Genomic DNA, 13,976 nt, shown 5'->3' with positions numbered 1-13,976 from the left:
GTGTCTTTTTATCTTTTTTCAATCGCAATGATGAAAGGTGGATTATTCTGCTGGTTAAGAAATTTATATTCCAGGACATGTACATCATTTTGATCAAGATCTTTGACATAGCGCAAAAGGTAGTCACGTTCAACAGCACCTTCCCGATGTCCGTGGTAAATGACTAATACAATGATCCCTTCAGGCTTTAACATGCTGATAAGCTGATCGATGGCGCTGATGGTTGTACGCGGTCTAGTGACGATTGTCTTATCTCCGCCTGGGAGATAGCCTAAGTTAAAAACTGCACCTGCGATCCTGCCGTGGTGGACAGGAGGAAGGGAGTTCATCACATGTTCATGCCCTTTTTGGAATAATGTCACACGATGCACAAGCTGGTGCTCCTCAAGTTTTTCCCTTGTTGCCAGGACGGCACTCTCTTGAACATCAAAACCATATACCCGGCCGTTCTCCCCCACCAGTTGGGATAAAAATAATGTGTCATGTCCATTGCCGATGGTGGCATCAACGGCAATATCTCCTTCAGCCACAGCCTGCTGCAGCAAAGCTCTGGCAAATGGAAGGACCCTTTCTAATTTCATGATCTCAGCTCCATTGTTGTTTCATTAAAAAATTTTCCTTGCCAGGTGTCCCGCTTTTTTAGTTCGGCATCAATGGCATTTAATACCGACCATTTATTGACGCTCCACATCGGTCCAATCATCAAATCGATGGGACCGTCCCCTGTAATCCGATGAACGATCATTTCAGGCGGCAAAATCTCCAGCTGGTCAACAACAAGTCTTACATAATCGTCAAATGACAGGAATTGAAGCATTCCTTTCTCATATTGTTTGACCATAGGAGTCCCTTTAAGAAGATGGAGAAGATGGATTTTGATTCCCTGCACATCCAATTGCGAAACCGCACGGGCTGTTTCCATCATCATTTCATTATCCTCTCCCGGAAGGCCGTTGATAATATGAGAGCAAACACGAATGCCATGCTTGCGCAGTTTCTCGACACCTTCCTTATAGCAGGCAAAATCATGGGCCCTGTTGATTAATCCCGCCGTCTCCTCATGGACTGTCTGAAGACCGAGCTCCACCCATAGATAGGTGCGTTCATTAAGCACAGCCAAGTATTCGACGACATCGTCCGGCAGACAGTCAGGCCTTGTTGCAATGGATAGCCCTACAACATCCTCCTGCCTGAGTACGGTTTCATATCTTTCACGTAAAACATCGACAGGTGCATGGGTATTTGTGAAGGCTTGAAAGTAAGCCATATACTTTCCGTCTTTCCACTTCTGATGCATTCGTCCTTTAATGTCTAAAAATTGCTTCTCTAAGGAATCTGCCCGGTTTCCGGCAAAGTCACCAGAGCCTGCAGCACTGCAGAATGTACAGCCGCCATGAGCAACGGTGCCGTCCCGGTTTGGGCAGTCAAAACCGCCATCGAGGGCCACTTTGAATACCTTATGGCCAAAATGGCTGCGTAAATGAAAATTCCATGTATGGTATCGCTTATCATCACTTGCATATATAAAAGGGTTCGTCTGATTCAACTCAGGCAACCTCCCGACTTATGAATTCATAAAAGAAATTTTACCATGAAGACTTGATGAATCCAATGAGATTTCGTATGACACTCATTTCCATCATATCAGAGGTTGAAATGAACACAATAATCTTAGGAGCAAATTGCTTCTAAAGTCATAAAGAGGGGGGACCAATATGACCACAAGAGATTCAATGGATCAATTTATGCAGCAATGCGAGGATACGATCCGAAATGCCCAGGAACAGATGGTTTCCGGAAGTAAACAAGGCCACTATCACGATGTGGAATATTCAGAAGCCATGGGGCAGCTGGAGTCCGCCTACAATGAATTGACTCATCTTGCTCAAAGCGCAAATGCCCAGCAGCGGGAAATGCTCCACAGAAAGAGGCTTCAGCTTCAGCAGCTGCAAAATCAAATGATTCTCTTGAATCATGACCGTTAATGGGAGGCATTTATGAAAAAGAGATCAAAGCAAAATAATCCAGAACAAAAGACCCGCAATGGGGTCAATAATCAGGATGTAGAGTTAGGGAAAGATTACGATCCTGTGAAAGAATCCAAAAAACGCTATGAAAAAAAGGGACAGCCGATAAAATCAAAGCAGCACATCGAAAATCCGGACTGAACCCATAACAATTGCCTGCAGAATTATTCCTGCAGGTTTTTTGTTGGGCAGCTGGCCACCTGTAAGGGGAGGGGGGTGCGTTGATGTGCACGCGGGGGATTTGCTCCGTACTTTTGGCGTTGACCGCTGGACTTTTCCGGTTTATCACGCAACTTTCGAGCGCAAACGCTCAACTTTTCAGGTTAACCCCGCAACTTTTGGGCGCAACCGCTCAACTTTCCTTTTTTGGGATTTCGAAATGGGTTTTAGCATGAGTTTTTGCAGCATGTATTCGAAAATGGCGCCTCTGACCAGCCGCCTCCGCTTTTCTCGATGTCCAGCTCCAGCGCCCAGCCCCTCGAGTCATAAGCCGTACCTCTACGGAAATCAGGATTTCCTTCGAGTTCCGTCTTATGCTGGTCGGGGCTTAGAGGGGCGCCTCCGCTTTTCTATTGTCCAGCTCCGCCGGCTAGAGGCTGGGAGGTTTCCTTCAGCACACTTACGATAAGTCAACATCGGTTCACTTCGTTCACCGTGTTTCCTTTATCTCGTGGTGCTTCAGTCCAACCTCGGCGCCTCTGACCAGCCGCCTCCGCTTTTCTTCTTGTCGAAAAAATAATTAGTTTTTCGAAATAAATCTATTGCGCCTTTCTTATAAAAGGAATAAAATCGTTCTGGTATTCCAAATTAACAGCCGTTTGGAGGCGCACAAAAATGCCTAAACAACTTTGGTTATTGGTCATCGGGATGATGGTGAATGTCACTGGATCTTCCTTTCTTTGGCCACTAAATACAATCTATATACATGATCAATTAGGGAAATCCCTTTCCACAGCTGGTCTCGTTCTTATGCTCAATTCTGCTGCCAGCGTCATCGGCAACTTGATGGGCGGCACGAAGTTTGATAAAAAAGGCGGCTACAGGACCATTATTGCAGGCTTGTCCATTACGATTTTGGCCTTGTTTGGATTGACGCTGATGCACAGTTGGATTCCTTATATTCTGTTCCTTGCATTGGTCGGTTTCGGATCAGGGATGATTTTCCCTGCGATGTTCGCCATGGGGGGAGCCGTCTGGCCAGAAGGCGGCAGAAAGGCATTCAATGCGATATATGTTGCGCAGAATGCAGGTGTGGCAATAGGATCTGCTTTAGGAGGGCTTGTGGCTTCCTATTCCTTCAGCTACATATTTATTGCAAACCTTTTGATGTATGGAATCTTTTTAATGATCGCCGTTCTAGGATACCGTAATATCAATGTCGCTGGGATCAGGCAATCTTCCATTCTGTCAGAAAACAGCCGCATCAAAAATAAAAATCAATTTAAAGCTCTGCTGATTCTTTGTTCAGGGTACCTGCTATGCTGGATCACCTATGTGCAATGGCAGTCAACGATTGCCTCTTATACACAGCAGCTTCATATCCCATTAAAATCTTACAGTCTGCTGTGGACCATCAATGGTGCGTTGATTGTACTTGGCCAGCCGATAGTAGGGATGATTGTCAAAAAAGTCCTTCCAAGTACGAAAAAACAAATATTGCTTGGAATCGCTATATTCATGGTTTCCTTTGTGACAGTAGGATTTGCTCATCAATTTTCCGGTTTCTTGATTGCAATGATCATCTTGACCATCGGTGAAATGTTCGTGTGGCCGGCTGTTCCCACAATCGCCAATAAACTTGCTCCTAAAGGTCGGGAAGGTTTTTATCAAGGTGTGGTCAACAGCACCGCTACAGGGGGAAGGATGCTGGGGCCGCTGCTAGGTGGACTAATGGCGGATGGCGCTGGAATGGAAGCACTGTTTATGTTCCTGATCGGATTATTAATGATTTCATTAATCATAACATCTCTATATGATCGGATCTTTAAATCCAAGCCAACTGATGCAAAAGCAGTGGCTTCATAAGAATCAGCCAATTCTGGCTGATTCTTTATTTTTTAAAAAGGAATTTTGACAGGAAAGAAAGAAGACTTAAGGATGTCAAAAAGAAATGAGTAGGTGAGGGCAAAGTGCTTCACTCTTTTTCCACCGTTTCATTGGATGTGGTAGAGAAGATATTGGAAAATGCATTTGAGTGGATTGTTGTTGTAGACAAGGACGGCTTAATTACATATATGAACAAGAATTATTGTGACTTTGTAGAGGTAAGGCAAGAAGAAGTAGTCGGAAGGCATGTAACGGAAGTAATCGAAAACACAAGAATGCACATTGTGGCCCAAACAGGGAAAGAGGAGCTGGCTGACCTTCAGTACATCAGGGGCAATTATATGATAGCGAACAGAATTCCGATCATATTGAAAGACGAATGCGTGGGAGCGTTCGGCACTGTCATTTTCCGTGATGCGAGCCAGTGGATGCAGATGAGTTCACATGTGAAAAGCTTGATGTCAAAAATCCAAAGCTATATACAGGATATAAATAATGGGGCCAAGTATACGCTCGATGACATTTTGACAGAATCATCAATGGTGCAGGAACTGAAGGACAAGGTTAAGTTGGTGGCAGCAAGCGATATTTCTATTTTGATAAGGGGAGAGAGCGGGACAGGAAAGGAACTTTTTGCCCACAGCATCCATCAGATAAGCAATCGAAGCCACCAGCCATTTATCAAGCTGAATTGTGCAGCAATTCCTGAGCATTTACTTGAATCTGAACTCTTCGGGTATGAAGAAGGTGCATTCACAGGGGCGAAAAAAGGAGGAAAAAAAGGAAAATTCCAATTAGCCGATGGTGGGACACTTTTTCTAGATGAAATAGGCGATATGCCGATGAATATGCAAGTCAAACTTTTAAGGGCTCTTCAAGACGGAGAAATAGAACCAGTAGGCGCCACTAAGGCGGTTTCAGTGAATGTAAGAATTTTAGCAGCAACCAATCGGCCATTGGAAAGAATGATGGAAGAGAAGCGGTTCAGAGAAGATTTATATTATCGAATTAATGTCATTCCATTTTACATCCCCCCATTAAGGAATCGCTATGAGGATATTTCTCTATTGGCTGGTCATTTTGTCCAGAAAGTTTCAAACAAAATCGGAAAACGCATCTTGGGAATGGAAGATAAGGTTCTTGAAAAGTTTCTTCATTACAGCTGGCCGGGAAATATTCGTGAACTTGAAAATGCAGTAGAGGCCGCAGTCCATTTAACGGAGAAAGAAAAAATAACAATGGATTCCCTTCCTGAATATTTAAGAGATCCTGCTGTATTTTCACTCGGCTCAAAAAAATTAAAAGAAATTCTAGAGGAAACAGAAAAAGGAGTACTTCAACGCAGTCTCGAGAAGTTTCCCAATGATAAGCTGGCTGCAGCGCATTCATTAGGAATTAGTAAATCAACATTGTACGAAAAATTAAATAAATATGGTTTATCCTGACTTATTTAAGCCATTCCGGATATTTGGATTCTTGTCCGATTTTTCGGAATGGCTTTCCCTTGTTTATTTTTAGAAAATTAGAATAATTAGTCCGGAAATCTGGAATCAAATTTGGTCATTGAAAAAAACAAAAGTGATTAATAAAGCGTTTTCATTTTGGCATGAATCTTGCAATAAAAAAATGAAGTATTCTCTTAGAAAGGAGAGAACGAATACTGTCAAAAACATGATAAAGGGGGATTTGAAATGCTTAGCATGATTGGACTTATTGGGGGCTTGGCTTTATTAATTTATTTAACAATGAAAGGCATGAATTTATTAATTGTAGGACCTATTTCGGCATTATTCGTAGCATTATTCAGCGGCATGCCGCTTTTCCCACAGCTTGCAGGAGAAGGGGAAGCGAATCTGGTAGGGAATTATATGACCGGTTTTTCCAGCTTTGTGACAGCCTGGTATTTAATGTTTCTTTTAGGGGCCATTTTTGGGAAGGTGATGGAGGATAGCGGAGCAGCTGATAGTATTTCACAGTTTGTTGTTAAAAAGCTGGGGATGAAGTATGCGGTTCTTGCTATCGTAATTGCTTGTGCTGTATTGACTTATGGAGGCGTCAGCCTTTTTGTGGTTGCTTTCTCCGTTTATCCAATGGCAATCAGTTTATTTAAACAAGCTGATTTGCCAAGGAGATTCATTCCGGCTGCATTATCGCTGGGTTCGGTAACTTTCACAATGACTTCTGCAGGGTCACCGGAAATTCAAAACTGGATTCCAATTCAATTTTTGCATACTACTCCATATGCAGGCTGGGAAGTCAGTTTGATTGTTGCTGTGTTTATGGCGGTATTTGGTTATTGGTGGTTAAAACGAATGATCAAAAGGGCCGTACAGCGAGGAGAGAAATTTGAAGATCGAAAAGGAGATCCGATTGCTACTGATAAAAGACTGCCGCACCCTGTCCGTGGATTGATACCTTTAGCAGTGGTCCTTGTTCTTGCTTTTATTTTTCATCACAAACTTGAACAATCTGCCCTTATCATAGCGCTGCTGGGCGGAATCATATTTACTTACCTTTTGAATCGACAGTATTTTAAATCCTTTTGGGGAGCGATCTCTGACGGAACAATGGGGGCTTTGATTGCCATCGGAAATACTGCAGCGGTAGTAGGATTTGGAGGCGTCGCAAAAGCCGTACCTGCTTTTACAGCGGCTGTTGACTACATGACGCACATCCCGGGTTCACCTCTCATAGGAGGCGCCATTGCCGTCAGTGTGATTGCCGGCATGACTGGATCGGCATCTGGCGGGCAGGCAATCGCATTACCGCTTTTGGCACCGCATTACATGGATATGGGAGTAAACCCGGAGGCGCTCCATCGAGTCGTTTCCATTTCATCAGGTGCCTTGGATTCCCTTCCACACAACGGCTACGTCGTAACAACCATTCGTTCCATTTGCGGTGAATCGCACAAGGATGCCTATGGTCCGGTCGGGGCTTTAACGGTAATTGTACCGCTCATTGGTGTTGCAATTGCCATCATTTTATTTTCCTTGGGACTGGGAATTTAAGAAAGGGGCATCAGTGGAATAATGAAGGATAAAGTAGTTTTTATAACGGGTGCTGCTCAAGGCATCGGTTTTGAAATCGCATCTGATTTTGCAGAGCAAGGTTCAAAAGTGGTATTGAGCGACATTCATGCAGACAAGGTTGAAGACGCAGCTGCAAAATTGCGGAGTAAAGGCTTTGATGTTCAGGGGGTTGCTTGTGATGTTACGGATGAGGATCAGATTGTCTCAGCCCTGGGCAAAACGAAAAGCGTTTATGGAACGGTGGACATCCTCATTAATAATGCAGGCATGCAGCATGTGGCAGGGATTGAAGAATTTCCGACAGATAAATTCGAGCTGCTTTTAAAAATCATGCTGACAGCACCTTTCATGGCAATTAAACATGTCATTCCGGAAATGAAAAAGCAAAGATCTGGAAGAATCATCAATATGGCTTCCATCAATGGCCTCATCGGTTTTGCAGGAAAAGCAGCATATAATAGTGCAAAACATGGTGTGATCGGATTGACAAAAGTAGCAGCTCTCGAGACAGCGGAATACGGAATTACAGTCAATGCCGTTTGTCCTGGCTATGTTGATACATCCCTTGTTAGAAATCAGCTTGGGGATTTGGCCAAAACGCGCGATATTCCAGTCGAAAAAGTATTGGAAGAAGTGATATACCCTTTGGTTCCACAAAATCGCCTTCTCACAGTCCGGGAAATATCCGATTATGTTCAATTTCTTTGCAGCGACAAGGCTAAAGGTGTCACGGGGCAGGCAATTGTCATCGATGGTGGATATACAATTCAATAAAAAAATGAAATTAGGCTTGAAACTGTGAATAAGATTGACTAAAATAGTAAATAAATTATTTAGATATGAAACGTTGAGAAGGAGCAGTAGTGGCTGTACCTGAAGCAGTAGAGAGTTGACGGGTGGTGCAAGTCAACCAGGGACATCATGAACTCGCCTTTGAGTTGCAGGCGTGAACGGGTTTAAATCCCTCATAGTGCCTGCCGTTTTCCGCGTTAAGGATGAATGAAGCGAGTGTGTACACTAATTTGGGTGGTACCGCGGGAGTTTATAACCAAACCTCTCGTCCCATATATCAATATGGGATGAGGGGTTTTTTTATTTGTTTTTATATACTAAGGAGGCAATAGTATGAGTTTCGATCATCTTTCGATTGAAAAGAAATGGCAGAAGTATTGGGAAGACAATCATACGTTTAAAACAACGGAAGACAAAGGGAAATCTAACTTCTATTCATTGGATATGTTCCCGTATCCATCAGGGGCAGGACTTCACGTAGGCCATCCTGAGGGCTATACAGCGACTGACATCCTTTCAAGATTCAAGCGTATGCAGGGATATAATGTTCTTCACCCAATGGGATGGGATGCATTTGGTCTTCCTGCCGAGCAGTATGCACTTGATACAGGGAATGACCCTGCAGAATTCACTCAGCAAAATATCAACACTTTCAAGAGACAGATCAAATCATTGGGCTTTTCCTACGATTGGGACCGGGAAGTCAATACAACAGATCCCGAATATTATAAATGGACACAATGGATCTTCTTGAAGCTTTATGAAAAAGGCCTTGCCTATATCGATGAAGTGGCAGTCAACTGGTGTCCTGCACTTGGAACAGTGCTTGCAAATGAAGAAGTAATCGACGGAAAGAGCGAACGCGGAGGTCATCCGGTCGAACGCCGTCCAATGAAACAATGGATGTTGAAGATCACCGCATATGCAGACCGTTTGATTGAGGACCTTGATGAATTGGATTGGCCGGAGAGCTTGAAGGATATGCAGCGCAACTGGATCGGCCGTTCAGAGGGAGCAGAAGTTACGTTTGCTGTTGATGGGAATGATGAATCATTCACAGTCTTCACTACCCGACCTGATACATTGTTTGGTGCTACGTATGCCGTCCTTGCACCGGAGCATCCGCTTGTTAGTGTTATTACTTCAGATGCTCAAAAAGAAGCGGTTGAACAATATCTTGATCAAATCAAAGCAAAATCCGATCTTGAGCGGACAGATCTTGCGAAAGATAAAACCGGCGTCTTCACTGGGGCGTATGCAATCAATCCTGCCAATGGAGAAAAGATGCCGATCTGGATTGCCGATTATGTATTGATGAGCTATGGAACTGGCTCCATCATGGCGGTTCCTGCACACGATGAGAGAGACTACGAATTTGCCCGCAAATTCGAATTGCCGATCAAGGAAGTTGTTGCGGGAGGTAACGTCGAGAAAGAAGCATACAGCGGCGACGGCGACCATGTAAATTCCGAATTCCTTGATGGTATGGGGAAAGAAGAAGCGATTGCTGCCATGATCAAGTGGCTTGAAGAAAAAGGCATCGGGACAAAGAAAGTCACTTACCGCCTTCGTGATTGGCTGTTCAGCCGCCAGCGCTATTGGGGAGAGCCGATTCCAATCATTCATTGGGAGGATGGCACGATGTCAGCTGTGCCTGAAGAAGAGCTTCCAATCATGCTTCCAGTCACAGACAACATTAAACCATCGGGAACTGGTGAATCTCCGCTTGCCAACATTGCGGACTGGGTGAACGTTGTCGATCCGGAAACAGGCAAAAAAGGAAGAAGAGAAACGAACACTATGCCTCAATGGGCTGGAAGCTGCTGGTACTACCTTCGCTATATTGATCCGAAGAACAGTGAAGTGCTTGCAGATCCAGAGAAATTGAAGCAATGGCTGCCAGTCGATATCTATATCGGCGGTGCAGAGCATGCAGTACTTCATTTGCTATATGCTCGATTCTGGCATAAATTCTTGTATGATATCGGCGTTGTCCCTACGAAAGAACCATTCCAAAAGCTATTTAACCAAGGGATGATTCTAGGGGAAAACAATGAAAAAATGAGTAAATCAAAAGGGAACGTCGTCAATCCTGACCATATCGTCGAGAGCCATGGTGCCGATACATTGAGGCTTTATGAAATGTTCATGGGTCCATTGGAAGCATCCATCGCCTGGTCCACTAATGGACTTGATGGAGCACGCAGGTTCCTTGACCGCATCTGGAGACTGCTTGTAGAAGAGAATGGAGATATCACAAGCAAAGTACAGGATGTCGAGGCTGCTGAACTTGAAAAGACTTATCATCAAACGGTGAAAAAAGTGTCTGAGGACTATGAGGGGCTTCGCTTCAATACAGCCATTTCACAAATGATGGTCTTTATCAATGAGGCTTATAAAGCAGAAGTGCTTCCTAAGTCGTTTGTGGAAGGTTTTGTGAAGATGCTTTCCCCGATTGCTCCTCACATCGCTGAAGAGCTTTGGGCAAAGCTTGGCCATTCTGAAAGCATCACATATGCTGCATGGCCGGTATTCGACGAATCGAAATTGGTGGACAATGAAGTGGAAATTGTCCTTCAAGTGAACGGAAAAGTAAAAGCAAAGAGAATGGTTGCGAAAGATGTTACGCGTGAAGAGCTTGAGGAAATGGCAAAAACGGATGATCAGTTGAAAGAACACATCGAAGGAAAGACCATCCGTAAAATCATTGCTGTCCCAGGAAAACTTGTCAACGTAGTCGCTAACTGATAACAAACACCTCCAGCACAGGGCTGGAGGTGTTTTTAATATTTTGATGGGATATTCGACAAGCACCGACAAAAACCGGGCAGTGACTGTCACCTGCAGTGTTACTTCTGTAATTGGATGTTTCGGTAGATTGGTTTGCTGCGTGATCCAAGGTTGTAGAAGATGATGCTCAGGAATGTTAATAGGGCAATCAGGTAGAATCCATTCATTCCGCCGATGTGCTTCAAGAGGTAGCCCCCAAAGATTGGACCGATGAATTGGCCAATCTTCCTGAATTGGTTGGCGCCGAAATAGGTGCCCCTTAAATGATCTGGCGCAAGCTTATCAATGACTACGCTGCTGGATGGGAAAATAAGAATCTCCCCGATTGTCAGGGCAATCATGGACGCTATGGCTGTTGGCCAGTTAAACGAAAATCCAAAACCGAACAATCCAAGGCATAAAAATACTGCTCCAGCCATCATGACTTTCATGACAGCAAATTTTTCAACGAAAGTGGAAATCGGAAGCTGCATTAAAATAACGAATACAGCGTTGATGGACAATAAAATGGAATAGAGGGCTATCCCGTTTTTGACTGTATGTTCCAGATGCTGTGGAAGGTTGGACTCGATCTGCGAGTAGCCAAGGGCAATCAAGATACCGCCGATGATAAAGTAGCGGAGGGCCTTGTCATCTTTCAGAACGTTGATGGAGTCTTTAAATGATACCTTTTTGGCACCTGCAGGCTCCGATGTTATTTTAAAGCGATTCATCAGCATCCATAACAGTACGCCATAAATTAAATAAATGATTCCTGTAATGAGAAACGTCAAGTTTGCCTGCACCGTTGCAAAATATGCCCCCAGGAGAGGACCGGCTGATGCCCCGATATTGATGGCGGTATATCTTAGCGAGAAAGCTTTCATCCTCTTATCCTTTTCAGTAATGTCGGCAATAAGGGCCTGTGAGGTCGGCTCAAAAAAAGAATTCAAGAAACCGCTGCAAGTATTGAGAATGATAAAAGCAATCGGATGTGAAGCCATGCTGAAACCAAAAAATACAACCGAAATCCCGAATAAAGAAATGAGCATGATGAGCTTCCTGCCGAATTTATCGGATAGCTGGCCGCCGACAAATCCGCCAATGGTGGCAGCAAGCGGGCTCATCCCGATAGTTATACCGATTAGGACAGGACTGATGTTTGCAGTTTTGGACAGATAGATTGCCAAAAAAGGAAGAGACATAAAAGCGGCGCCTCTTGCCAGGATCGTTCCTGCTAACAGCACCCAGACGATCGGATGGAATTGGTTTTTGAGTACAGTCAATTTATTCATATTTCTTCCCCGTTCTTTTCCAATATTTATAAGAGTATTCTTCTTTTTTTAAAGTGTAAAGGAATTTTTATCAGGGAGGAGTCCATCATTTTGTTCCATTGAATTTTCTTGCTATAATGTTCACATCCAATTCGAAAGGGTGTATTCATATGAAAGAATTACAAACGATTACGACTGAAGACTTAAAAAAGAAGATTGAAGCAGGGGAAGATGTAGCAATCGTCGATGTCCGCGAAGATGAGGAAGTAGCGGAAGGGATGATTCCGGGAGCGAAGCATATCAAGATGGGTGACATTCCTGAATCATTGGACCAGCTTGATCAAGATACTGAATATGTTTTGATCTGCCGTTCCGGCCGCAGAAGCGAAAATGTAGGAATGTACTTGATGGATCACGGATTTAAAGTGAGAAATATGGTTGGCGGAATGCTCGAATGGACAGGCCCGACTGAACCGAAAAAATAATAGGCTGAATGTTTTGAAAATGAATGTTCCTGCCCATACTAGTTAAAAAATTGACTAGAGGGATCTGTGATGATACAAGTAAAAGTTTTTGACTGTGAGCACGAAAAGGATTTGGAGCACGATTTGAATCATTTTTTAAAAGGTCTGGATGAGAAGAAAATAGTCGATATCAAATATCATATCGCTGCAATTCCGGAAGATTCAGATGAACAGATTTACTGCTTCAGCGGGATGGTCATTTATCGAAAATAAAAAATCAGGGAGAACGACTCCCTGATTTTTTATTTTTTCACTTGTAATGCGGCATTCATGCCTGCAAGCCTTCCGGTCACTAATGCGGAAGTGATGTTATATCCTCCTGTGTATCCATGGATGTCCAAAACTTCTCCACAGAAGAACAGCCCCGGCATGATCTTGGAAGCCATTGTCTTTGGCTCGATTTCCTTTACCGATATGCCGCCGCCTGTCACGAAGGCTTTTTCTATTGGAAGCGTCCCATTGACAGTAAACTTGAATTGTTTGCACAGCTCCGTCAAAGTCCTGATTTTATCAGAGGAAATTGTGCCGCTTTGAGCATTCGGATCTATTTCACTCTTTTCAAGCAGGAATAAGAGATACCGTTCAGGAAGGAGCCCCTTCAAACTGTTTTTGACCGCTTTCTTTGCATCTTCCTTCATTTGTTTATTAATTTCTTGAAACAATTCTTCCCCATTTTTATCTGGTCTTGCATCGATGCTGATCGTAACATTTTTCAAATTCCATTTTTTCATTGCTTTCACGACAAATTGGCTGCAGCGGAGAACAGCAGGTCCGGATATCCCGAAATGAGTGAAAATCATATCCATTTGATGTGTAATGAGAGCTTTGCCTTTCGGATTAAGCACACTGACCCCAACGGACCTTAAGGAAAGGCCCTGAAGCGTTTTTTCCTTGATGAATGGTTCGCTTGAAGTCAACGGCACTTCTGTAGGGAATAGATCTGTGATGGTGTGGCCAGCCTTTTTTGCCCAAGGATATCCGTCGCCAGTCGATCCTGTATGGGGGACGGATTTACCTCCTACAGCAATGACAACGGAATCGCTTGAGATTTTACTGCCATCCATCAGGACCACTCCTGCAGTGCGGCCATTCTCATAGACTACGTCTTTAACGGATGTGTCTGTATAGGTCACCACATGAAGCTGCTCCATTCTGTTTAGAAGTGCATCAACCACTGACTGTGCTTTATTGGAAACAGGGAACATCCTGCCATGGTCTTCTTCTTTCAATTGAATCCCTAAGTTTTCAAAAAAGGCAATGATATCTTCGTTATTAAATTCAGAAAAAGCACTATATAGAAAACGTCCGTTGCCGGGGATATGCTTGATGATTTCGTCAATCGGAAGGCGATTGGTGACATTGCAGCGCCCCCCTCCTGAAATGGCAAGTTTACGTCCTAATTTATTTCCTTTATCAATCAACAGCACTTTAGCCTTATGTTCGGCTGCTGCAATAGAAGCCATCAAGCCGGAAGGGCCGCCTCCGATGATGATTACATCATAATTCATTAAA

The 13,976-nt window shown here is 43.7% G+C and carries 13 protein-coding genes and 1 other annotated feature; of the genes, 9 read left to right on the top strand and 4 right to left on the bottom strand.

The window, feature by feature from the left end; translation table 11 throughout:
* Positions 1-8: 8 nt before the first annotated feature.
* Together ABTV07_RS15815 and ABTV07_RS15810 are read right to left on the bottom strand one after the other, a co-directional pair.
* A complete protein-coding gene (locus ABTV07_RS15815; RefSeq protein ID WP_433743876.1) occupies positions 9-581 on the bottom strand; it encodes a class I SAM-dependent methyltransferase in 573 nt (190 codons plus the stop codon).
* On the bottom strand, positions 578-1,546 hold the full coding sequence (locus tag ABTV07_RS15810; RefSeq protein ID WP_433743873.1) for a TIGR01212 family radical SAM protein: 969 nt from the start codon (positions 1,544-1,546) through the stop codon (positions 578-580). The genes ABTV07_RS15815 and ABTV07_RS15810 overlap by 4 nt, the downstream gene beginning before the upstream one ends.
* A gap of 169 nt (positions 1,547-1,715) precedes the next feature.
* On the opposite strand from ABTV07_RS15810, the gene ABTV07_RS15805 reads away from it, so the two are divergent.
* The 7 genes from ABTV07_RS15805 (at position 1,716) to leuS (ending at position 10,645) form a co-directional block, all read left to right on the top strand.
* On the top strand, positions 1,716-1,985 hold the full coding sequence (locus tag ABTV07_RS15805) for a YtzC family protein (RefSeq protein ID WP_433743870.1): 270 nt from the start codon (positions 1,716-1,718) through the stop codon (positions 1,983-1,985).
* A gap of 12 nt (positions 1,986-1,997) precedes the next feature.
* On the top strand, positions 1,998-2,168 hold the full coding sequence (locus tag ABTV07_RS15800) for a glycogen biosynthesis protein GlgD (protein WP_433743867.1): 171 nt from the start codon (positions 1,998-2,000) through the stop codon (positions 2,166-2,168).
* Between the two features lie 693 nt (positions 2,169-2,861).
* Positions 2,862-4,052, top strand: coding sequence for an MDR family MFS transporter (locus ABTV07_RS15795; RefSeq protein ID WP_433743864.1), 1,191 nt, complete (start codon positions 2,862-2,864; stop codon positions 4,050-4,052).
* 104 nt (positions 4,053-4,156) lie between these two features.
* Complete coding sequence (locus ABTV07_RS15790) at positions 4,157-5,518, top strand: sigma-54 interaction domain-containing protein (protein ID WP_433743861.1); 1,362 nt, start codon at positions 4,157-4,159, stop codon at positions 5,516-5,518.
* Positions 5,519-5,764: 246 nt separating this feature from the next.
* On the top strand, positions 5,765-7,084 hold the full coding sequence (locus tag ABTV07_RS15785; protein ID WP_433743858.1) for a GntP family permease: 1,320 nt from the start codon (positions 5,765-5,767) through the stop codon (positions 7,082-7,084).
* Between the two features lie 18 nt (positions 7,085-7,102).
* Positions 7,103-7,879 (top strand): 3-hydroxybutyrate dehydrogenase, encoded by a 777-nt coding sequence (locus ABTV07_RS15780; protein ID WP_433751298.1) that lies wholly within the window; start codon positions 7,103-7,105, stop codon positions 7,877-7,879.
* Between the two features lie 64 nt (positions 7,880-7,943).
* Positions 7,944-8,173: a binding site (T-box leader), on the top strand.
* A gap of 57 nt (positions 8,174-8,230) precedes the next feature.
* Positions 8,231-10,645, top strand: a complete 2,415-nt coding sequence (gene leuS, locus ABTV07_RS15775; protein ID WP_433743855.1) for a leucine--tRNA ligase — start codon at positions 8,231-8,233, stop codon at positions 10,643-10,645.
* Positions 10,646-10,746: 101 nt separating this feature from the next.
* Here leuS and ABTV07_RS15770 read toward each other — a convergent pair whose 3' ends face one another.
* Positions 10,747-11,961 (bottom strand): MDR family MFS transporter, encoded by a 1,215-nt coding sequence (locus tag ABTV07_RS15770; protein ID WP_433743852.1) that lies wholly within the window; start codon positions 11,959-11,961, stop codon positions 10,747-10,749.
* Between the two features lie 149 nt (positions 11,962-12,110).
* On the opposite strand from ABTV07_RS15770, the gene ABTV07_RS15765 reads away from it, so the two are divergent.
* A complete protein-coding gene (locus ABTV07_RS15765) occupies positions 12,111-12,425 on the top strand; it encodes a rhodanese-like domain-containing protein (protein ID WP_433743849.1) in 315 nt (104 codons plus the stop codon).
* A 69-nt stretch (positions 12,426-12,494) separates the two neighbouring features.
* On the top strand, positions 12,495-12,677 hold the full coding sequence (locus ABTV07_RS15760; RefSeq protein WP_433743847.1) for a sporulation protein Cse60: 183 nt from the start codon (positions 12,495-12,497) through the stop codon (positions 12,675-12,677).
* 29 nt (positions 12,678-12,706) lie between these two features.
* Here ABTV07_RS15760 and ABTV07_RS15755 read toward each other — a convergent pair whose 3' ends face one another.
* The gene (locus ABTV07_RS15755; protein WP_433743844.1) at positions 12,707-13,972 is read right to left on the bottom strand and encodes an NAD(P)/FAD-dependent oxidoreductase; all 1,266 of its coding nucleotides are present in this window, start codon (positions 13,970-13,972) and stop codon (positions 12,707-12,709) included.
* Positions 13,973-13,976 lie beyond the last annotated feature (4 nt).

The sequence above is a fragment of the Falsibacillus pallidus genome (genome assembly GCF_050990905.1).
In the GTDB taxonomy this organism is placed as follows: domain Bacteria; phylum Bacillota; class Bacilli; order Bacillales; family DSM-25281; genus Falsibacillus; species Falsibacillus pallidus_A.
Note: the sequence above shows the minus strand (reverse complement) of the source record. Positions and strands in the feature narration are given on the sequence as shown.